General features: G+C 73.3%; 18 protein-coding genes, 1 tRNA gene and 1 pseudogene. 14 read left to right on the forward strand and 6 right to left on the reverse strand.

Annotated features, from left to right (window positions below):
* The first annotated feature begins 3 nt into the window (after positions 1–3).
* From ABT014_RS23140 to ABT014_RS23175, 8 genes are all read left to right on the forward strand, one after another.
* The gene (locus tag ABT014_RS23140; protein ID WP_350641038.1) at positions 4–2,097 is read left to right on the forward strand and encodes an FtsK/SpoIIIE domain-containing protein; all 2,094 of its coding nucleotides are present in this window, start codon (positions 4–6) and stop codon (positions 2,095–2,097) included.
* 209 nt (positions 2,098–2,306) lie between these two features.
* On the forward strand, positions 2,307–2,516 hold the full coding sequence (locus ABT014_RS23145; protein WP_350640931.1) for a hypothetical protein: 210 nt from the start codon (positions 2,307–2,309) through the stop codon (positions 2,514–2,516).
* A complete protein-coding gene (locus tag ABT014_RS23150; RefSeq protein WP_350640932.1) occupies positions 2,513–2,788 on the forward strand; it encodes a hypothetical protein in 276 nt (91 codons plus the stop codon). Before ABT014_RS23145 ends, ABT014_RS23150 begins: the two co-directional genes overlap by 4 nt.
* A gap of 10 nt (positions 2,789–2,798) precedes the next feature.
* On the forward strand, positions 2,799–3,053 hold the full coding sequence (locus tag ABT014_RS23155) for a hypothetical protein (protein ID WP_350640933.1): 255 nt from the start codon (positions 2,799–2,801) through the stop codon (positions 3,051–3,053).
* Positions 3,054–3,282: 229 nt separating this feature from the next.
* The gene (locus ABT014_RS23160) at positions 3,283–4,140 is read left to right on the forward strand and encodes a bifunctional DNA primase/polymerase (protein WP_350640934.1); all 858 of its coding nucleotides are present in this window, start codon (positions 3,283–3,285) and stop codon (positions 4,138–4,140) included.
* 2 nt (positions 4,141–4,142) lie between these two features.
* A complete protein-coding gene (locus tag ABT014_RS23165) occupies positions 4,143–5,618 on the forward strand; it encodes an AICE element replication initiation protein (RefSeq protein ID WP_350640935.1) in 1,476 nt (491 codons plus the stop codon).
* A gap of 452 nt (positions 5,619–6,070) precedes the next feature.
* Positions 6,071–6,259 carry a helix-turn-helix domain-containing protein gene (locus tag ABT014_RS23170; RefSeq protein WP_350640936.1) on the forward strand — a complete coding sequence of 63 codons (189 nt, stop codon included), beginning with the start codon at positions 6,071–6,073 and terminating at the stop codon, positions 6,257–6,259.
* Entirely contained in the window at positions 6,259–7,389 is a 1,131-nt protein-coding gene (locus tag ABT014_RS23175) for a tyrosine-type recombinase/integrase (protein WP_350640937.1), read from the forward strand. The genes ABT014_RS23170 and ABT014_RS23175 overlap by 1 nt, the downstream gene beginning before the upstream one ends.
* 68 nt (positions 7,390–7,457) lie before the next feature.
* On the opposite strand, the gene ABT014_RS23180 is transcribed toward ABT014_RS23175, so the two are convergent.
* A tRNA-Val gene (locus ABT014_RS23180) sits at positions 7,458–7,529 on the reverse strand.
* A gap of 174 nt (positions 7,530–7,703) precedes the next feature.
* On the opposite strand from ABT014_RS23180, the gene ABT014_RS23185 reads away from it, so the two are divergent.
* The 4 genes from ABT014_RS23185 (at position 7,704) to ABT014_RS23200 (ending at position 10,637) form a co-directional block, all read left to right on the forward strand.
* Positions 7,704–8,957 carry a coiled-coil domain-containing protein gene (locus ABT014_RS23185; RefSeq protein ID WP_350640938.1) on the forward strand — a complete coding sequence of 418 codons (1,254 nt, stop codon included), beginning with the start codon at positions 7,704–7,706 and terminating at the stop codon, positions 8,955–8,957.
* Between the two features lie 79 nt (positions 8,958–9,036).
* Positions 9,037–9,519 carry a DUF4442 domain-containing protein gene (locus tag ABT014_RS23190; protein ID WP_350640939.1) on the forward strand — a complete coding sequence of 161 codons (483 nt, stop codon included), beginning with the start codon at positions 9,037–9,039 and terminating at the stop codon, positions 9,517–9,519.
* Between the two features lie 19 nt (positions 9,520–9,538).
* Positions 9,539–9,754, forward strand: coding sequence for an FmdB family zinc ribbon protein (locus ABT014_RS23195; RefSeq protein ID WP_350640940.1), 216 nt, complete (start codon positions 9,539–9,541; stop codon positions 9,752–9,754).
* Positions 9,755–9,893: 139 nt separating this feature from the next.
* Positions 9,894–10,637: a hypothetical protein gene (locus ABT014_RS23200; RefSeq protein WP_350640941.1), complete on the forward strand. Its 744-nt coding sequence runs from the start codon at positions 9,894–9,896 to the stop codon at positions 10,635–10,637.
* A 42-nt stretch (positions 10,638–10,679) separates the two neighbouring features.
* On the opposite strand, the gene ABT014_RS23205 is transcribed toward ABT014_RS23200, so the two are convergent.
* The 3 genes and pseudogenes from ABT014_RS23205 to ABT014_RS23215 all read right to left on the reverse strand — a co-directional run bounded on the left by ABT014_RS23205 (position 10,680) and on the right by ABT014_RS23215 (position 15,279).
* Positions 10,680–11,522: an HAD family hydrolase gene (locus tag ABT014_RS23205; RefSeq protein WP_350640942.1), complete on the reverse strand. Its 843-nt coding sequence runs from the start codon at positions 11,520–11,522 to the stop codon at positions 10,680–10,682.
* A pseudogene (locus ABT014_RS23210) lies at positions 11,522–14,054 on the reverse strand (phosphoribosyltransferase). The gene ABT014_RS23205 and the pseudogene ABT014_RS23210 overlap by 1 nt, the downstream one beginning before the upstream one ends.
* Positions 14,055–14,106: 52 nt before the next feature.
* A complete protein-coding gene (locus ABT014_RS23215) occupies positions 14,107–15,279 on the reverse strand; it encodes an HpcH/HpaI aldolase/citrate lyase family protein (protein WP_350640943.1) in 1,173 nt (390 codons plus the stop codon).
* A 347-nt stretch (positions 15,280–15,626) separates the two neighbouring features.
* On the opposite strand from ABT014_RS23215, the gene ABT014_RS23220 reads away from it, so the two are divergent.
* Positions 15,627–16,658 (forward strand): TerD family protein, encoded by a 1,032-nt coding sequence (locus ABT014_RS23220; RefSeq protein WP_350640944.1) that lies wholly within the window; start codon positions 15,627–15,629, stop codon positions 16,656–16,658.
* Positions 16,659–16,689: 31 nt separating this feature from the next.
* On the opposite strand, the gene ABT014_RS23225 is transcribed toward ABT014_RS23220, so the two are convergent.
* Positions 16,690–17,433: a Tellurium resistance gene (locus ABT014_RS23225; RefSeq protein WP_350640945.1), complete on the reverse strand. Its 744-nt coding sequence runs from the start codon at positions 17,431–17,433 to the stop codon at positions 16,690–16,692.
* Between the two features lie 336 nt (positions 17,434–17,769).
* Between ABT014_RS23225 and ABT014_RS23230 the strand changes: the two genes are divergently transcribed.
* Positions 17,770–18,879 (forward strand): DUF2637 domain-containing protein, encoded by a 1,110-nt coding sequence (locus ABT014_RS23230; protein ID WP_350640946.1) that lies wholly within the window; start codon positions 17,770–17,772, stop codon positions 18,877–18,879.
* 105 nt (positions 18,880–18,984) lie between these two features.
* Here ABT014_RS23230 and ABT014_RS23235 read toward each other — a convergent pair whose 3' ends face one another.
* Positions 18,985–20,067, reverse strand: a complete 1,083-nt coding sequence (locus ABT014_RS23235; protein WP_350640947.1) for a DUF475 domain-containing protein — start codon at positions 20,065–20,067, stop codon at positions 18,985–18,987.
* Positions 20,068–20,100 lie beyond the last annotated feature (33 nt).

The raw sequence follows: 20,100 nt of genomic DNA on the forward strand, positions 1-20,100 counted from the left end.
GTCCTGCCCAACCCCCGCACGCCGCACGGCCCGAAGGCCCCGGCGTGGGTGCGGGGCCGGCGGGCGGTGCGGGTGGTCCTGACCGACGACCGGACCCGCACCACCGCCCGGCTGGTGGTGCGTCACGGCTCCTACGTGCTCGCCGGGGGCGGGATCCTGGCCCGCCGGGCGTGGGAGAGCCGCAGCACCGCCCGCTACGAGCGGATGATGCGCGCGGCCGAGGCCGCCGGGCAGCCCGAACATGCCCTGGAGTGGGAGGTGCGGGCCGCCGCGTTCCGCGCCGCCCGCCATCAGCGGCGCATGGACCTGCTCACCGCCCCCGTGCGGCTCGCCAAGAGCGCCGCCATCGCCACCGCGGCGACGGCCGGCGCCCTGCTCGGTTTGGGCATCGTGCTGGCGATCGCGGAGAAGCGCCTCGCGGACGTGATCGCCCCGACCATGACCGTCATCGAGCTGATCCGGTGGGCGGTGGTGTTCGTCAGCATCGTGTGGGGCCCGCTGTGTGCCATCGGCCCGTGGCTGGGCCTGCTGGCCATGTGGTCCGTCGGCCGCAACCGCCAGGCCGCACCCGCCTGGACCCTGCCCACCGCCACCAGCAGTGACGTGGGGGCGCCGATCACCCCCTCCGTCGTGGTCACGTCGCTGCGGGACCTGGGGATCGCGCCGCTGCGGGCGGCCATCAGGGAGATGGGCGATGCCGGGGCCGGGATGCTCGGCCCGATCCGGATCGCCGGATGCGGGGTCGAGGTGGATGTCACCCTGCCGTCGGGGGTGTCGACGGACGAGGTGCAGAAGCGGCGCCGCAAGCTCGCCGAGAACCTCGCCCGGCACGAGCACGAGGTGTTCGTCACGATCCCCCAGGCGGCCCGCACGGTCCGGCTGTGGATCGCCGACTCCGGCGCGCTGGACGAGCCGATCGGCCAGTCCCCGCTGGTCACCGACCCCGACCTGAGCGCCGACCTCTACACCGGCCGCGCACCCTGGGGCCAGGACCTGCGCGGCGACGCCGCGCTGTTGAGCCTGCTGCAACGGCACCTGCTGATCACGGGCCTGTCGAACCAGGGCAAGACCGCCTCGCTGCGGGCCTTGGCGCTGTGGCTGGCGCTGGACAGCTCGGTGGAGTTCCGGATCGCCGACCTCAAGGGCGTGGGCGACTGGCGGATGTTCGACGGCCTGGCCACCGTCCTGATCCAGGGCCCGACCGACCAGCACGTCATCGACGCCACCGAGATGCTGGAGGACGGCGTCGCGGAGATGGAACGGCGCATCGCGCTGCTGGAGCAGTCCGGCGCAACCGACGGCGTGACCCGCGAGATGGCCCGCACCGACCCCCGGTTCCACCCGATCGTGCTGCTGGTCGATGAGGCGCAGGTGGCGTTCATGTGCCCGACCGTCGGCGAGGACAAGCGCCCCTACGGCGGGGTCAAGGCCACCAGCCGCTACTTCATGGCGGCGCGCAAGCTCCACAACCAGGGCCGCGCGGTCAACGTGGTGCTGTGGCAGGGCACCCAGGACCCCACCGACCAGAACCTCCCCAAGCTCGTCCGGGAGGGCGCGCACATCCGGGCCTCGCTCGTGCTCGGCACCGAGGAGCAGGCCCGCATGGCCCTGGGGGACAAGGCCGTCAACGGCGGCGCCGCCCCTCACAAGCTCCGCCAGGGCCTCGACAAGGGCACCGTCGTGGTCGCCGGGGACGGCGTCAAGCTCGCCCCCGGGCAGTCCTCGACCACCATCCGCACGCACTACGTGACCGGTGAGCAGGCCGCCGAGATCGCGGAGCGGGCCAAGGCCCGCCGTGCCGGTGTCACCACGCTCACGGCGGTCGAGCGGCCCGAGCAGGCGGTGGACGCGCTCGCCGACATCGCCGCCGCCCTCGGGGACGCCCCGCGCGTGCGCACCCAGGAGGTCCTGGCCCGGCTCGCCGCCACCGACCCGGGCGAGTACCGGGAGTGGACGTTCAGCGACCTCAAGACCGTCCTGGAAGCGGTGGGCGCGGCCCCGTACAAGTCCGACGGACAGATGGTCGTCTCCCGCGCCCGCGTCCTCAACGCCCTCTCCGCACGCGACACCGACACCCTCGACCAGCACGGAGCGTAAAGGGAACCGCCAGGGAGGCAGGGAGAACTCCCTACCCGCCTCCCTGGCCCCCGATCCCCGCCCTGATCTGCGCAGATCAGGACACCAGGGAGCCAGGGAACCAGCCCCACACGGCCCCGGAGCGGCTCCCAGAACGCCTGTTCCGGCCGCCACCCGCTTCCCTCCCGCTCACCCACAGCAACCACACCCGAAGCGGAGGACACCCCGCCATGCCCACCCCCGCCCGCACGATCCGGCCGCTGGCCGCCGTCCACCTGCGCGACGCGATGACCGCCACCGCCAACCACGACGGCCCCGCCGCACTCGCCGCCCTCATGCACATCGACCCCGACTCCTGGCACGCCATCAACCACCGCCTCGCCCAGCTCGGCACCGACATCCTCACCGCCCTCACCACCGCAGCAGGGGGTACTTCGTGAGCACCACCGACCTGATCGCCGCCGCCCTGATCTTCGGACCCGGCACCGCCGGCGCCGCCGCCTACGCCCGGTCCATGCGCGGCCAGCGCGCCGACTCCGCCCGGGTGCAGGCCGTGCTGGCCAACTCCGCCGCCGAGCGTGCCGCCCTCGCCGAGCAGCAGGAGGACGGCTCGACCCCGCCCCCGGCCCGGGAGCCCGCCCCGATCCCGCAGGCCGCCCCGTCGGTGCGGCTGGCGGCGGTCATCGACTTCCCCGCCCGACAGGCCGCGTGAGGAGGACCCGGTGCCGATCAGCCCCCGCACCTTCCACGTGGTCGTCTGCGACACCTGCGGACTGGACGACGAAGAGGTCATCGCACTCCACGAGACCCGCGAGGACGCTGTCACGGCCGCCCGGCGCGCGGGCTGGATCATCGCCGCCGACCGCACCGTGACCTGCCCCCGCGACGACCACCAGCACCGCGCCGCCATCGACGCGCTGATGCCACCCGAACCGCCCATCCAGATCGACGGCCAACTCCCCCTCGACCTTCGCTGACCGCACCGTGGCCGCCCTCGACTGGCGCGACGCCCGGCACTACGACCGAACCCGCACCCTGCCCTGCCGGTGGTGCGGGCGCCCCACCCCACTCCGCGACGACCAGCACCGCCCATCGCACAAGGTCTGCGCCGAGGAACAGAGCACACCGACATGACAACGGCGGCCCCCTTCCGCCAAGAACCGGGGCCGCCGCCAATCCAGCCGAACAGAACTGGAGACACCCAGCATGACCCAACCGACCATGATCCGGGGAGAGCACCTGCCCACCGCGCTCACCCTGGCGCCGCGCGGCCTGCCCGTCCTGCCGCTGCGGGCCGGGAAGGTCCCGTTCGGCAACTGCCCGGCCTGCGCCGACAACCGGTGCGGCGGGCGGCCGAACATGAAGACCCCCGGCCCCTGCACCTGCCCGGCCCCGTGCCACGGCTGGGCCGGCGCCACCACCGACCCTGCTGTCATCGGCTCGGCCGCGTGGGCGCGGGCGTGGCGCGAGGCAGCGGCGGTGGCCTACCACCCGGGCGGCGCCGGGCTGACGGTCGTGGACCTCGACAACGCGGACGCCATCACCTGGGCCGGAGCGAACCTGCCCGCCACCCGGACCGTGTCCACGACCCGGGGTGAGCACTGGATCTACCGGGGCACCATGCCTTCCGCCAACGCGGTGCGGCCCGGTCTGGACATCAAATCGCTGATGTCCTACGCCCGGTGGCTCGGTGCCGGTGCCGGCATCGTGGCGCCCCTGCCGGACACCGTGCGGGCCCTGCTGGTACGGGAGGCGGCCCCGGCCAGCCCGGCGGCCGTCACGGTACCCCGGCCGGCCGCCAGGGGCAGGCGGTGCCCGCACCGCAGCCCGGCCTACCTGGAACGCGGCATCGCCATGGCCGAGCAGCGCATCACCGATGCGACCAGCGCGGTGCACGCCACCGTGTTCGCGACGTTCCTCGCGGTGCTGTCCACGCACGGCCGCTGCGGCTGCCTCACCGAAGCGCACACCGCCCGGCTGTTCGCCGCCGCCGGCACGAAGGGCGAGACCGCCCGGCACTGCGCCGACGCATGGACGAATGCTGTCCGCAGGCTGGGGATGTAGTCGTGGCCGAGGACGAGAAGAACCCGGCCCGCGAGGTCATCGCAGAGTACGCGCAGACGCACTTCCGGTACTTCCGCACCGCCGACGGCACCGTCTACGCCCAGCGGACCGGCCACCCGGTGGCCCGCCAGATCCGCTCCCAGGGCACCACCGGAAGCCACCGCCAGGAACTCATGGTCGGCCTGTACCGGGACGGGCGCGGCGTCTTCAACGGAACCGCCCTCAAGGAGGCGTTGGACTTGATCGAAGCACTCGCACTGACCGAGGACGTGCAGCCCGTCCACATCCGGGTGGCGCCCGGGTTCGACGGGGCGACCTGGCTCGACCTCGGGCGCGCCGACGGCCTGTCCGTGCGCATCCACCCCACCGGCTGGGACATCCTCACCCCGGATCCGCGGGAGGTGTGCTGGCGGCGCACCCAGCTCACCGGCGAACTACCCCTCCCGGTGACGGACACCGACGGCAAGGGCATCGACCTGCTGTTCGGGCTGTGCAACTTCGCCACGGCCGCTTCCGAGTGCCTGGCCATGGCGTGGCTGATCGGCTGCCTGGGGCCGTCCGTGCCCGTCCCGGCCCCGTTCCTCACCGGCCCGCAGGGCGCGGGCAAGTCCACCGCAGGCCGGATGCTCATGCGGATCATCGAGGGCATGAGCGGCGACCTGCGCCGCCCGCCGAAGGACGAGGAGAACCTCCTCGCGGCCGTCGCGGCCGGATGGGTCACCGCCCTGGACAACCTCTCCCACATGGGCCCGGACATGTCCGACGCGATGTGCTGCATCGTCACCGGCGCCGAGAACGTCAAGCGGGCGCTGTTCACCGACGGCGACGTGTTCCGGGTCGGCTACCGCCGACCGCTGCTGCTGACCGGCATCGACGTCGGCGTCATCCGCCCTGACCTTGCAGAGCGGCTGCTGCCGCTGCGGCTGGAGCGGCCCCGGGTGCGCCGCACCGAGGCGGAGCTGTGGGCGGAGTACGCCGAGGTGCTGCCCATCGTGCTCGGCTCGCTGCTCGACCTCACGGTGCAGGTTCGGGCGGCCGAGGTGGAGACCCCGACCGACCTGCGCATGGCCGATTTCGCGCACCTGTGCGCGCAGCTCGACGCCGCCACCGGCCTCGGGGCGCTGGCCGCGTACCGGGCCAGTCTGGACGACCTGAACGACGACGTGATCGAGGGCGACCTGTTGGCACAGACCGTTCTCCAGCACGCCGACACGATCGCCCCGGGCACGGCGCAGCGGATGACGTCCACCGAGTGGCTGGCCTGCCTCAGCCGGGTCTACGCCGGTGAGGAGCTGCGGGCGGTGCCGAAGGGCTGGCCGACCACCGGCAAGGTGCTGTCCGACCGGCTCAAGCGCCTCCAACCGACCCTTGCCGCCCGTGGCCTGCTCATCGACTCCGGGCGCACGCGGGAGGGCCGCTACCTCGAAATGACCCGCCCCGCCCCCGCGCCCCCGCACGAGCAGCCGTCGCTGCTCTGACCCGGGCCACCACCCGAACTGCAAGAGGAGCACCGGCGGCCGAGGACGGGTGCTCCTCTTGCAGTTCGGCGAAGCCGCCCAAGGGTCGTGCCGCGCAGCGGCTCCTTCTTTCGCTCTGAGGTGCGCCCAAGTACCTACAGGCACCCCTTCCTTTTTTCCTAAGTAGGAAGACGCTGCGTCACCTGCGTCACGCGGGACAGAAAACGGCCCCTGACCTGCGGCCAAGACCGTGACGCAGAGGACGGCCGCTGCGTCATCCTGCGTCACCTGCGTCACGGGCTTCGTCACGGTGACGAAGCCCGTGACGCACCGGTGACGCAGGCCCCGGCCAGTGCGACACACAAAACTGCAGGTCAAAGGCCCGAATGACGCTGACGACGCTGTGACGCAGAAATCCCTACCTCGGACAGGTGCGCACCGCTCGAAGCCACCATCCGCACGAGAGGACCGCCATGGCCACCGCGACGCCCGAAGCCCTGACCGTGCCTGAGGTCATGGCCGCCCTCCGACTCAGCCGCAGCAAGGTCTACGACCTGATCCGCTCAAAGAACCTGACCAGCTTCACCATCGGTCGCTGCCGTCGCGTGGCCGCCGATGACCTGACCGCCTACATCCGCAACCAGACCAGGAGCAATGCCTGATGGCCAAGCGCAACCCGAACGGCTCCGGCACCGTGACCAAGCGCAAGGACGGCCGCTACCAGGCAGCCGTCTACGTGCCGCAGCCCGACGGCACCCGGGCCCGGAAGTTCGTCTATGGCACGACCTGGGAGGAGTGCGACCAGAAGCGCCGAGAGCTGGTCGAGCGCGACCAGCAGGGCATCTCGACGCCCACCCGGTCGGCGAAGCTCTCCGAGTGGCTGCCGTACTGGTTGGAGCACTTCATCAGCCCCCAGAGGAAGCGCACCACCGCGTCCAAGTACGAGATGCACGTACGGCTCTACCTCCTCCCCCACCTGGGCAACAAGGGGCTTGAGTCGCTGAGTCCCCGGGACGTCCGGCTCTTCCTGGCCAAGGTGACCGCTCAGTCGAGCGCCGCGACCGCGAAGGAGTCGCACAAGGTGTTGCGCACGGCCCTGACTTCGGCCTGCCGTGACGAGCTGATCAGCCGGAACGTCGCCATGATGGTGCCACCGCCCCGCGTGGTCAGCCGGGAGTCGCGACCCTGGACCCTGGACGAGACCCTGGCCTTCCTGACCGCCGCCCGAAGGGACCCGCTCTACGCCGCCTTCGTCCTGGCCATCGCGCTCGGCATGCGGCGTGGCGAGATCGTCGGACTCCGCTGGTCGGACGTGGACCTTGACGGCCGGGCACTGGTGGTTCGGGAGCAAATCCAGCGCGTCGGCGGCGAGTTGTACGCGGACACGACGAAGAACGGCAAGCGCCGGCCGATCCCGCTCCCCCGCATCGCCATCGTGGCCCTGCGCTGGCACCGCCTGCGCCAGGCCGAGACGCGGCGGACGGCCGGGGAACACTGGACGGAGACCGGGTACATCTTCACCACTCGGACCGGCCGGCCGGTAGAGCCGACCAACGTCTACCGGTCGTTCCGCCGGATCGCCGCGGACGCCAAGGTGCCCGTGGTCCGGATGCACGACGCCCGGCACGGCACCGCGACCCTGCTGGTCGCCTGCGGGGTCTCGCCGCGGGTGGTCATGGAGATCCTCGGCCACAGCCAGATCGGGCTGACGATGAACGTCTACACCCACGTCACCCAGGACTCGCAGCGGGAAGCCCTCGCCAACATGGATCGGCTACTCAAGCGGCACTGATGTCAGATCTGGATGTCAAAAGCCCCGGACCGCGCTCGGTCCGGGGCTTCGGTACTGCTCACGCTCTGTGGGCGCAGACGGTTTCGAACCGCCGACATCCGCCTTGTAAGGGCGGCGCTCTACCGCTGAGCTATGCGCCCGTGTGCCGTGGTTGCCGGACTCCGGCCGCACGGCGACAGCCAAGAGTACCTGGTCCGGCGGCCTCCGCGTGGCCCCCTCACCGGCGGGGCCCGACCCGGGGGTGCCGGTGGGGGGTGGAGATCAGCAAGAATGGGCGGTGGATCAGGCGAGCGGGGCCGAACAGGGAGCGTGGCGTGAGGGTGGCCGGCGGTGGCGGCGGGCGGGGCGGCTGGTGGCGCCGGGGCGAGGGGCAGCGGGCGGACGCGAAGGCCGCCCGGGACGCCGCCCAGGAGGCCTTCTACCAGCTGGACTCCACCCAGCGCGAGGTCCAGCTCGCGGTGGAGACCGTCCGCGCCGTCGAGAACGAGGCCACCGGCCGCCGGACCCTGGCGGACTTCCAGCAGATCTCGGCGCGGGTGGACGAGGTCACCGTCGGCTACCTGACCGCGCTCGACGCCCACGACCTGGAGGCGGAGGAGCTGGAGTCGTCGGCCGCCGCCCAGGCGCGCCGGCAGCTGGAGCAGGCGCAGCAGCAGCTGGAGGCGGCGAAGGGTGAGCTGACCGCGTTCCTGGCCCGCCTGCAGCCGCTGGTGGACCGGGCCGAGACCGAGCTGATGAAGGTGACCCCGGCCGTCGAGCAGGCCAAGCGGGCCCTGCTGGCGGCGACCACGGCACTGGAGGCGGTCCGGGCGAGCGGGCTGAAGGCGGACGACCTGGCAGCCCGACTGGCCGAGCTGGCACCGGAGTTGACCAAGCTGAACGAGGGCGCCGGCCGGCACGGCGTGCCGGACACCCTGCGCCGGGCCGACGAGGTGCGGCACCGGGCGGAGGCGGTCGCGGCGGCCGCCGAGCAGCTGCCCGAGCGGGCGAAGGAGATCGACCGCCGGGTGGGCAGCCTGCGGACCCGGATCCAGGCGCTGGAGACCAGGTCGGAGTCGGTGGCGCCGGCGCTGAGCGAGCTGCGCCGCCGGTTCGCGGTGGCCTGCTGGCAGGACCTGCAGCAGGTGCCCGCCCAGATCCCGGCCGCGGTGCGGACGGCGCAGGACCGGCTGGCCGACGCCGTCCGGGCCAGGGACGAGCAGCGCTGGCCGGACGCGACGGCCGCGATCGGCACGGTACGGGCGCTGCTGGACACCGCCGAGGGTTCGGTGGCCGCGGTGACCGACCGACTGCGGCAGTTGAACGAGGTGGAGCGCGATCCGCAGCGCGAGATCGACCGGGCGCGGTTCGCGCTGCGGGACGCGCAGCGGCTGGCGATGTCGGGCCGGCAGACCCCGGACCCGCGGCACGCGGGCCCGCTGGACGCGGCGGTCGCCCGGCTGGACCGGGCGGTGGCCGCACTGGAGGACTCGGGCCGGCACCCGGACTACTGGCACTTCCTGACCGAGCTGGCGGGCGTCCGGGAGACCGCGGCCGAGGTGGTCACGATGATCCGCGGGAGCCACTGAGAAGCAACCGGAGGAGTGACCGGAGGAGTGACCGGAGGACACCCCTACCCATCGGTAACTTAGTTGCTAGAGTGGCCCCATGGCTCGAAAGCGCAAGCTCACCGCGTCCACCTTCCGGCGCGTGCTCTCCGTCTGGCCGCCGTTCCTGTTCGCCGGCATCCGGGTCCTCTCGATCAGCCCGGACTTCCGGACCGCGAAGGTGCGGCTGCGCCTGGGCCGGATGAACCGCAACTACGTGGGCACCCACTTCGGCGGCTCGATCTTCGCGATGACCGACCCGTTCTGGATGCTGCTGGTGATGCAGAACCTCGGCCCGGACCATCTGGTCTGGGACAGTGCGGCCGAGATCGAGTTCGTCTCGCCGGGCCGCGGCGACGTCTTCGCCGAGTTCCACCTCACCGACGACCGGCTGGCCGAGATCCGCGAGCTGACCGCCGAGGGCAAGAAGGCACTGGTCTGGTTCGACACCGAGGTGGTGGCGGCCGACGGCACGGTGGTCGCCCGGGTCCGCAAGCAGATCTACGTGCGCGAGAAGCGTCGCGGCGGGCCCTCGGCCGACTGAAGCTGGGTACCCTGCGGGTATGCCTCGCTACGACTTCCGCTGCCGCTCCTGCGGAGCCACCTTCGAGCTCCGCCGCGCCATGGCCCAGGCCAACGACCCCGCCGTGTGCCCACAGGGGCACGCCGACACCACCAAGCTGCTCTCCACCGTGGCCGTGACCGGCGGTTCCGGCTCGGCCGCCCCGCAGGCGCCCGCGGGTGGCGGCGGCTGCTGCGGGGGCGGCTGCTGCGGCTGACCCACCGCCGGAGCCGACCGACGCCGGACCGCCGCCCGGGGCCGGGGCCGACCGACGCCGGACCGCCGGGCCACCGCCCGGGGCGACCGAACACCGGCCCGGCGAGCAGCAGACCGATCGTGACCGCAGAGGGGGCCGGGTGTTTCGCCGCTGGTGGTTCCTGCGCCTGCTCCGGCCCGCGGAGCCGGGCACCCGCCCGCCGGGCCGCCGGGAGTCCAAGCAGGCCCGCGAGTTCGTGCTGCGCGAGTGGCAGGTGCTGCGCGACCGGCTGGCCGAGATCGCGGCCGAGCGGGTCACGGCCGCCGGCGACCTGCTCCGGGTGGCCGAGCTCCAGCTGCCGCCGGAGGAGACCGCCGCCCGCCGGAACTACCTCTGGGCCCTGGAGGCGTACGACGCGGCGGGGCGGCTGCTCGACGAGGCCGAGGACCTGCCGGACCTGACCGCCGCCGTGGTGCTCGCCGAGCAGGCGGTCGAGCGGCTGGCCGCCGCGCACACCGCGCACGCGGGCGGGCGGCCCCGCCCGTTCGCGGTCCGCTGCTTCTACAACCCGCTGCACGGCCCCGCCGTCCGCACGGCCGCCAAGCCCGCCGCGGCCGGCCGCAAGGCCCGCCGCCGGCCCACCGTCGGGGCCCGGGAGGCCGCCGCCGAGCGCAGGCCGGCCTGCGCCGCCTGCCGCAACGCGATCCTGGCCGGGCAGGGCCTGGACGTGCTGCCGGCCCTGCTGCCGGCCGGGGCCCGGCGCCGCGGCGACGGTCCGGTGCTGGTGCCGTACTACGCCGTCCCGCAGCAGTGGTCGCCGTGGTCGGCCACCGCCTGCGGCGCCTACGACGAACGGACCCCGGCGCTGGTCCTGCGCGGCGGCCACCGCCGCCCGCACCCGTAGAACGGGCCCGCCCGCACCCGCGGGACACACCCGGCCCGCCGATCAGACCCGGACGGAAGCCCCCGCCCGCACCCGGGCCAGGATCTGCCGCACGATCTCCTCGCCCGCCGACACCCCGATCCGGTCCAGCGCGGTGACGCCCGGCGCCGTCCAGCCGGTCTCGGCCAGCTCGCCGTGGCCGGGCCGCCAGCCGTGGTCGGCGGCGAGCAGCAGCTCGGAGTCGAGCAGCGAGTCGCCGGCCGAGAGCACGGTGGCGGCGCCGGTGCGCCGCTCGACCTCGGCCAGCGCCGCGCTCTTGCTGAGCGGCGCCGGGACGGCGTACACCTTGCGGCCCTGGAGGGAGACCGTCCAGCCGCGCTCCTCGGCCCAGCCGGTGAGCTCGGCGAGCCAGCCCTCGGGCAGCTCGGCGCGCTCGACCACCAGGTAGGCGAACAGGTCCTCGGCGACCCGGCGCTTGTGGGTCCACTCCGGGTCGGCGGTGAGCGCCAGGTGCTCGACCACCTCGGCGAGCGGGGCGCAGGAGGCGTCCAGCCGGGTCCGCACCTCGGCCTGCCAGTCCTCGTCCGGCACGCCGTTGACCAGCAGGTGGCCGCCGTTGGCGCAGATCGCGTACTCGGGGAGCCAGCCGGGGGTCGGGCCGGGCAGGTGGACCCGCTCGTACTGGGCCCGGGTCCGGGTGGTGGCGGGGACGAAGGTGGCCAGCCCGGTCAGCTCGACCAGCATCCGGGCGGCCTCCTCGGTCATGAAGGAGAGCGCCCGCCCGTCGTGCACCTCGACCGCGAGCAGTCGGGGGGCCAGCCGGTCCGGCATCTCCAGGGCCAGCGCCCGGTTGGAGTAGATCAGGGTGCGGTCGAGGTCGCTCGCCACCAGGAACCGGGTGTCCATCAGATGTCCTCCGCTCGCACTGCCGTCCCGTCGGCGCCGGTGGCACCCCGGGTGTAGCGGGGGTGGATCAGGCCGACGCAGGAGTACGGCAGCCCGTCCACCTCCTCCACGGGTACGCCGCGCTGCTCGGCCAGCAGCCGGACGTGGTCCAGGTCGGCGCCGGCACCGCGCCGGGCCAGCACCCGCCAGGGCACCCGGCGGAGCATCACCCGGGTGGTCTCGCCGACCCCGGGCTTGACCAGGTTGACGCTGTCGATGCCGTACTCGGTGCTGATCCGCTCGACCGCCGCCCAGCCCTCCCAGGTGGGGGTGCGGTCCTCGGTGGCGAGCCGGTCCGCGGCGGCCTCGGCGGCTGCCCGGACGGCGCCGAAGCGCTCGACCACGGCGTCCACGAAGGCCCGGGAGACGTCGGCGCCGCCCAGCTCGCGGTAGTACTTGGCGCCGTGGAACTCGTTGGGGCCGATCAGGTCCTCGCGCAGCACGGTGCGCGAGATCAGGCCGGAGACGGTCGAGTTGAGGCAGGCGGAGGGGATCAGGAAGTCGTCCCGGGTGCCGTAGGTGCGCACGCAGCCGCCCGGGTCGGCGAGCACCGCGAGGTCCGGGTCGAAGCCGGTGCCGGCGACCGCCTCGGCCAGCTCGCGGGTGATCGCGCCCTTGCCGGTCCAGCCGTCGACGAAGACCACCCGGCCGGCGTCGTGGTGGGCGGCCAGGTGGCGCAGGGCGACCTGGTCGATGCCGCGGCCGCGCACGATGGAGATCGTGTAGTGCGGCGCGTCGATGCCGTGCGCGAAGGCCAGCCAGCGGCGGATCAGGATGCCGACCGGCGTGCCGGCGCGGGCCAGCGAGGCGAGCACCAGCTCCCGGCCGCGCTCGCGGACCAGCGTCTCGGCGACCGTGCCGACGGCCAGCGCGATCCGCTCGGCGGAGGCGGTCAGCGCCTGCTGGAACAGCTCCTGGTACTCGGGGCTGGGCTGGTACTCGACCGGCAGCGACTCCGCGTAGTGGGCGCCGCCCGACTGGACGGCCTCCTCGCGCTCCTCGGTCGGGGCCTCCAGCGGGACCTCGGAGAGGTCCTTGAGCAGCCAGGTGACGTCCTCGGGCGGGTACGAGGAGAACGCCGGTCCGTGCAGCGGCGGCGAGCTCGTCAGGTTGTTCTCGGTGATCATGCCGGCCTTCGGTGGGGGTGCTCAGCTTGCATGGTGGCGCAGCGGGGCATCAGCGGGATGTCGGGGGGCGGTACGAGGGAAGAACGGCGAGCACCACCTGGTCGGTGACCTGCCGCAGCTGGTGCAGCAGGGCCTGCTCGCCCTGACCCAGGGCCGGGGTGTCGGCCCGGTCGTCCACCACCAGGACCACGCTGTCGAAGCGGCGGGAGGGGTCGTCGCCGGGGGCGACGTTGTAGGCGTAGCGCTCGCCCGGCCCGTCGGCCGGGTCGTCGTGGGCGGGGAAGGCCAGCCGGGTGCGGATCGCGTACCCGGGGTCGTCCACCGCCAGCACCGGCGAGCGGGTGGTGGTGGAGAACCGGACCCGGTCCTCGCCGAGCAGCTCGGCCAGAGCGCCGGCCAGCCGCAGCGGCGCGTACATCAGCTCCTCGAAGCCGAGCACCAGCACCCGCTCGCCGGTGACCCGGGCGGCCAGCTCGGCGGCGCAGCCGGGCAGTGCCTGTTCGAGGCGGGCCCGGTGGGCGGGGGTGAAGCCGTGCCGCCCGCCGTCGGGCAGGTCGGCGGGCCAGCCGAGGTCGACCCGCAGCACGGGGGCGCCCTCACCGGCCGGCGGGACGGGGGCGGGCCCGGCCGCCTCGATCAGGGCCCGGGCCCGGTCCAGCACGTCGGGCGGCAGCAGCACCCCGCCCTCGGCGGTGGCCACCAGGTCGAGCCGGGCGCCGAGTTCGGCGGCGGCCTCGGCCAGGCGGGCGCGGTCGGCCCCGGTGCGCAGGTCGACCAGGGCGACCACCACGTAGTGGGCGCGCGGGTGGGTGGCGTGCAGCGCCCGGACGGTGTTCAGCACGGTGTTGCCGGTGGAGAACTCGTCGTCGACCAGGACCAGCGGCCCGTCCCCGGCGAGCAGTCGCGAGTCCTCGGGCAGCAGCAGGTGGGAGGTGGCGTGCGAGTGCTCCTCCTCGAAGCCGCCGACCGGCGCCACCCCGGCCACCGGCCGGCGGGTGGAGTGCAGGTAGGGGGCGTCCAGGCCGTCGGCGACGCTGTGGCCGAGCGCGGTCGCGGTCTCCGCGTAGCCGAGCACCACGGCGCGCGCGGCGGCCTCGGGGCCGAGCAGCTCGCGGACCCGGCGGCCGAGCTCCAGGCCGGTGCCGTGCACCACGGCGGGTCGCTGCGGGACGTGCTTGCCGAGCACCCCGGAGACCAGCAGGTGGGCCCGGCGCGGGTTCTTGCGCAGGGCGAGGCCGATCAGGGCGGGCAGCTCGGGGGAGCCGGTGAGCCGCAGGTCCAGCCGGTCGGTGACCCACTGGCCGGTCCAGGGCGCCGGTTCGGCGTGCTGTGCTGTCAAGACTCCTGCTTTCGGTGGTGCCCGCACGGTGGTGCGGTTCGAACGAGCGTACGGCCTCGGGGTCGGGCCCCGGTGCTGGTCAGGGGCAGAGGCAGGCGCTGAGCAGTTCGGCGAAGCTGACCTCCTCGCGGGCGACGCCGAACACCTCCGCCCGCAGCAGCACCCGCTCGGCCCAGGCCCGGTGCGGCTTGGCCTCGTTCATCTTGTTGGTGTACGCCGAACGGAGGACCCCGCCGCCGCCGCGGCTCTGCGCCAGGATGTCCTGGGCGTCGGAGTACTCCTCGTGGGTGACCACGGACAGCGCGTGCACGGCCGGCACGTGGCTGGGGTGGATGCAGGTCTTGCCGAGCAGGCCGTTGGCGCGGTCCAGCTCGATCTCCCGGATCAGGCCGTCCAGGTCGTGCTCGATGATCTGCTGGCGCAGGCCCTCCGCGGGCGGGTGCGCCTCGGCGAACGGGGTGCGGCGCAGCTGCGGCTTGAAGATCCGCTCCTGGACCGGGAAGTACTCCCAGACCGGGCCGGTGATGGTGTAGCCGCTGCCGTCGGCCCGGCCGAGGACGTTCACCACGTCGCCGATCACGCCGGCGACCAGCGCCACGTCGTAGGCGGTCAGGTCGGGCGAGCGGCGCAGCCCGTAGGCGGAACACAGGTCGGTCACGCCGAGGCGGACGGCGAGGATCCGCTCGCGGTGCTTCTCCAGCAGGCGGGCCACCCCGGACAGGGTGTCGCGGCGGCTCTCCAGGTGGGCCAGCTCGGGCGACTCCAGCACCGGCATGGCGAACAGCCGCTGCCCGCAGGCGGCCTCCGCGGCGGTCAGTGCCTCCAGGAAGGCGCCGCCGCCGTCCTCGGTGAACTTGGGCACCACGAAGCCGGTGAGCAGCGCGACGGCGGGCCCGAGCCGGCCGACCAGGTCGGTGATCTGGTGGGCGGCGCGCACCCGTACGAAGAGCAGCGGGAGCTGCTGGGAGGGGTCGTCGGCCAGTTCGGCGAGCTGGACCACCAGGTTGGCCTCGGCGGCGGGCACCTCGTGGTCGGCTATCGCGTCCTCCAGGCAGAGCACCATGGAGACCACGCCCCGGGCGGCCTGCTTGCGGATGTCGGCCGCCAGCGTGGTGCGGGTGGCCGGGCTGTAGAGGGTGGCGCCCAGGGCCGTGGCCAGCACGGCGGCCTCGCTGCCGCGGTCGAAGGCGGCGGGCTCCCGGAGGAAGAGCCGGCTGCGGACGTCCTCCGCGAGGTGACCGAAGTGGCGCAAAGTGCCCTCCCCTGGAACGGGTTGCGGCCCGCCGGGTGGCGGGGTGAGTGGTGGCTCAACAGTTGGACGGATGGGCCGGGCGAATGGTTCGCCCGGTCCCGCCGCAGCCCATGATCCCTGCGCGCGCCGGGCCGGCGCTTCGGAAGGGTGGGAGGCCGGAGCCGTTGGGCGCTTATCGTACGGACAGATCCGGCCAGGCGAAGCCGTGAAACATCGAATTCTCGGAAGGTTGCCATCCGCTTCACACAACGCGCGCCCGCCGGTACCCGGCCGGGGTCGGCGCGGAACGGGAGCGCCAGGGGAGGCGCATTGTCCGAACCGGTCGCGAACGGGCAGGATGGTGCGCTATGACGCATGTGATGGCGAAGGGCGCCAACATTCCGCTGACGGCCGCCGCCGTCCGCGCCGTGCTGCGCTGGACCGCCACGCCCGGCTCCCCCGACGTGGACGCCTCGGCGCTGCTGCTCGGCACCGACGGCAAGGTCCGTTCGGACGCCGACTTCGTCTTCTACAACCAGCCCCGGCACCCGTCCGGCCTGGTCCGCCACCGGGCCAAGCAGGGTTCCGACTCCGGCACCGAGGTCTGGGACGCGCTGGAGGTCGACCTGGCCAAGCTGCCGGCCGCGGTCGACCGGGTGGTGGTGGCCGGCTCCGCCGAGGGCGGCGCGTTCCCCGCGGTGAGCGGCCTGCGGGTGCTGCTGTACGACCTGGCGGCGGGCGAGCCGGCCGACCCGCTGGCGGAGTTCACCATCACCGGCACCGGCGAGGTCACCGCGCTGGTCGCGGCCGAGCTGTACCGGCGCGACGGCGGCTGGAAGTTCCGGGCCATCGGGCAGGGCTACACCACCGGCCTCGGCGGTCTCGCCACCGAGTACGGCATCGCGGTCGAGGACGAGGACGCGGCCGGCGCCCTGGGCGCCGACTCCACCGGCGGCGCCCAGCTCCAGCGCCTCCCGGAGGACCAGCACCCGGCCCGCCCGGCCGAGGAGCCGGACACCTACACGCTGGCGCCGGCCACCCCGGCCGCGCCGCTCGATCCGCCGCCGCCCCCCAGCACGCCGCCGAGCACCCCGCCCAGCACCCCGCCGGGCCCGCCGCGCTCGACCCCGCCGCCGCCGAGCGTCCCGCCGGCCGGCTACGGCTACCCGCCCCAGCAGCCCCAGCCGCAGCCCACCGGGTACGGCTACGGGTACCCGCCGCAGCAGCCGCAGCCCACCGGCTACGGCTACCCGCAGCAGCAGCAGCAGCCCACCGGGTACGCCCACCCGCAGCAGCCCGTCGCACCGCCGCAACCGCCGCCGGTCCAGTTGCAGCGCCAGCCGCAGCAGCCGGGCGGTTTCGCGCTGCCCCCGCAGGGCCCGCAGTTCCAGCCCCGCTGACGCCGCCGGCGGGGCCGGAGCCGCCCGCCGGTCACACGCCGGGAGGCTGCGGCCCGTCCTTGTAGCCGCGCTGCCACTGCATCCCGAAGCCGTACAGCCGGTCCAGGTCGGACTGGAAACCGTGCACGTAGCGGACCTCGCGGCGGACCGTCAGCTGGCCGTCCCCGGAGTTCTCGATCAGCACCACCGCGCAGGAGCGGGCCGCCGGGGCCCGCTCGTCCAGCTTGATCTCCAGCCGGGGACCGCTCTGCGGCACGATCGTCACGGTGGCGTGGGTGCGGTCGAAGGCCGGGGTGTCGTCGTAGATGTAGACGAAGATCAGCAGCCGCTTGAACTGGTCCTTCTTCTCCAGGTTGATGTACATCGTCTCGCCGGAGGGGGCACCGTAGACGTCGTCACCGCTCAGCTTGATGTACGGCGGCCGGTTCAGGTCGCCGAAGAGCTGGCCGAGCGGCTGCACCACGCCCCGGGTGCCGTCGGCGAGTTCGTACAGGCAGGCGAGGTCGAGGTCGACGTTGAGTTGCGGCCGGTTGAACGACTCGGGCGCCAGCGGGCGCAGGATCCGCGGGTCGAGGAAGCGGCGCAGCGAGCCGCCGCCGGCCGGGCCGTCCGCCGTCCGCGCGGCCCAGTGCAGGTTGACGTAGAGGTAGCCGGTGGTGGCGGCGGATCCGGTGATGGCGTGCTGCGGGCGGGACTTGGTGAGAGTGATCTTGAACTGCCCCCCGGCGTCCACACTGTTCCGATCGCCCTTCAGGAACTCCCACACCGAGACCATCGCGTCCTCCCCCAGAGCCAGTCCGATCCGACCATGCCCATGATCCCGCGGCCGGCCCTCCCATCGTGCCCGTACCGGGCCGTCAGGGCCATACCCACTTCCGGCCGGTGAGTCAACGTCATGGACGTGTACGGGTCGTGGTGGCAGAAGGATCCCCACTCCCGTAACATGCCGCACCCTCGGACGCGATATCGTCTAGCCGCACAGGTGTCCCGTTCGTCATGTCCCCGACGGCGCGACGTGTCGTCAGACTCGCCTCCCCCGGCGGGATCCGTCCCCTGTGCCCGACCGCGAAGATCTCTCTCCTGCCCTGCGAAAGCCGAGGCCCTCCCCGCGATGAACTTCTCCTCCATACAGTTGGTCTGGGCCGTGGTAGGCGGCGCAGCCTTGCTGTTCACCGCCATCCTGGTGGCCTTCCTGCGGTTCAAGAACAACGGCGCCGACGAGAACAGCGACTCCTGGGAGCGCAGCGAGGAGCGCCGCCGGCGCAAGGAGGCGATCTACGGCGGCGCCTCGTACGTGCTGCTGTTCTGCTGCGCCGGCGTGGCCGCGGCGCTCTCGTTCCACGGCCTGGTGGGCTTCGGCCAGCAGAACCTGAACCTGTCCGGCGGCTGGGAGTACCTGGTGCCGTTCGGCCTGGACGGCGCGGCGATGTTCTGCTCGGTGCTCGCCGTCCGCGAGGCCAGCCACGGTGACGCCGCGCTCGGCTCCCGCCTGCTGGTCTGGCTGTTCGCCGTCGCCTCGGCCTGGTTCAACTGGGTGCACGCCCCGCGCGGCGGGATGCACGACGGTGCGCCGCAGTTCTTCGCCGGCATGTCGATCTCGGCGGCCGTGCTGTTCGACCGGGCGCTCAAGCAGACCCGCCGCGCCGCGCTGCGCGAGCAGGGCCTGATCCCGCGTCCGCTGCCGCAGATCCGGATCGTGCGCTGGCTGCGCGCGCCGCGCGAGACGTACGCGGCCTGGTCGCTGATGCTGCTGGAGAACGTCCGCAGCCTGGACGAGGCGGTCGAGGAGGTCCGCGAGGACCGCCAGGCCAAGCTGGACGCCAAGGTGCGCGCCCGCAGCGCCGACCGCCGCGAGCGGGCCGAGCTGAAGGCGATCGCCCGCCAGGGCGGCGTGCTCTCCCGGGCCCGCGGCGGCCGCCAGGTGCCGGCGCTGCCGGTCGGCAGCGACGGCCAGCCCGCTACGGAGCCTGCTCTAGCCCAGGAGGACCCGACCGGCCCCTCCGCCCTCGAACCCGCCGCGCTCTCGGCGGGCCGCCGCCCCCGCGCGGCCGTGGGTTCCTCGTCCGCCCCGCTGGGCGACAACCCGTACTCCTCGGACTCCTACCTGGGTTCCTCCTCGTACGGCTCGATCGATCTGACGGCCGACGACGACACCCTGGCGATGCCCAAGCTGGACTCGCTGGAGCGCAAGCTGCGCGCGATCGAGCAGCAGCTCGGCTGAGCCCCGGGCCCACGGCCGGCCGGTGGCCGGCCCGCCGTACGACGAAGGTCCCCCGCACGCGGTGTGCGGGGGACCTTCGTCGTACGGCCGCGGGGGCCGGCCGGGTCAGCCGGCCGGGGACTCCTCCAGCGCCGCCTCACGCTTGTTGCGCACGATCGAGGAGAGCAGTGCCGCCCCGATGAAGGCGACACCGATCAGGCCGGTGACGATCTCCGGGATGTGGTACTCGATGCTCACCAGCAGGATCAGCGCCAGCGCGCCGATCGCGTAGTGCGCGCCGTGCTCCAGGTAGACGTAGTCGTCCAGGGTGCCCTTGCGGACCAGGTAGACGGTCAGCGAGCGGATGTACATCGCGCCGATGCCCAGACCCAGGGTGATCATGAAGATGTCCTGGGAGATGGCGAACGCGCCGACCACGCCGTCGAAGGAGAACGAGGCGTCGAGGACCTCCAGGTACAGGAACAGGAAGAAGGCGGCCTTGCCACCGACCTGCACCAGCGACTTGCCGGTCTTCTCGGCGGCCTCCTCTTCCTCCTCCTGGGCCTCCAGGCCGGACTCGAAGACCCCGGACAGGCCGTTCACCGCGAGGTAGGTGGCCAGGCCCATCAGGCCGGCCAGCAGCACCGTCTCGGCGTGCTCGGCGGCGAACAGGCGGGAGGAGACGGCCAGCACCACCAGGGCGATGACCGAGGAGAGGGCGTCCAGCTTGCCGATCTTCTCCAGCGGCTTCTCCAGCCAGCGCAGCCAGTTGAAGTCCTTCTCCTCGAAGATGAAGTCGAGGAAGATCATCAGCAGGAAGATGCCACCGAAGGCGGCGATCGCCGGGTTGGCGGCCTCCAGGTACTGCGCGTACGTCATGCCGTCGTACGTCTTGCTGGAGTCGAGCGCCAACTCGATGACGGTGCCCGGGTTGAGGTGCGCCGTCAGGCCGACCACCAGCAGCGGGAAGATCAGCCGCATGCCGAAGACGGCGATCAGCACGCCGACGGTGAGGAAGATCTTCTGCCAGAAGGGGTTCATCCGCTTCAGGACGGTGGCGTTGACGACCGCGTTGTCGAACGAGAGGGAGATCTCGAGGACCGAGAGGATCAGCACCACGCCGAATCCTTCGGCCCCCCAGATCAGGCCGGCCGCCACCAGGCCGGCGATCGTGATGGCGAAGGACCATCCGAATGTGCGGAGGAACACGGGAGTCAGTTACCTTTCGAATCTGTTGGTTTC

The organism is Kitasatospora sp. NPDC094015 (assembly GCF_040304075.1).
Taxonomy (GTDB): domain Bacteria; phylum Actinomycetota; class Actinomycetes; order Streptomycetales; family Streptomycetaceae; genus Kitasatospora.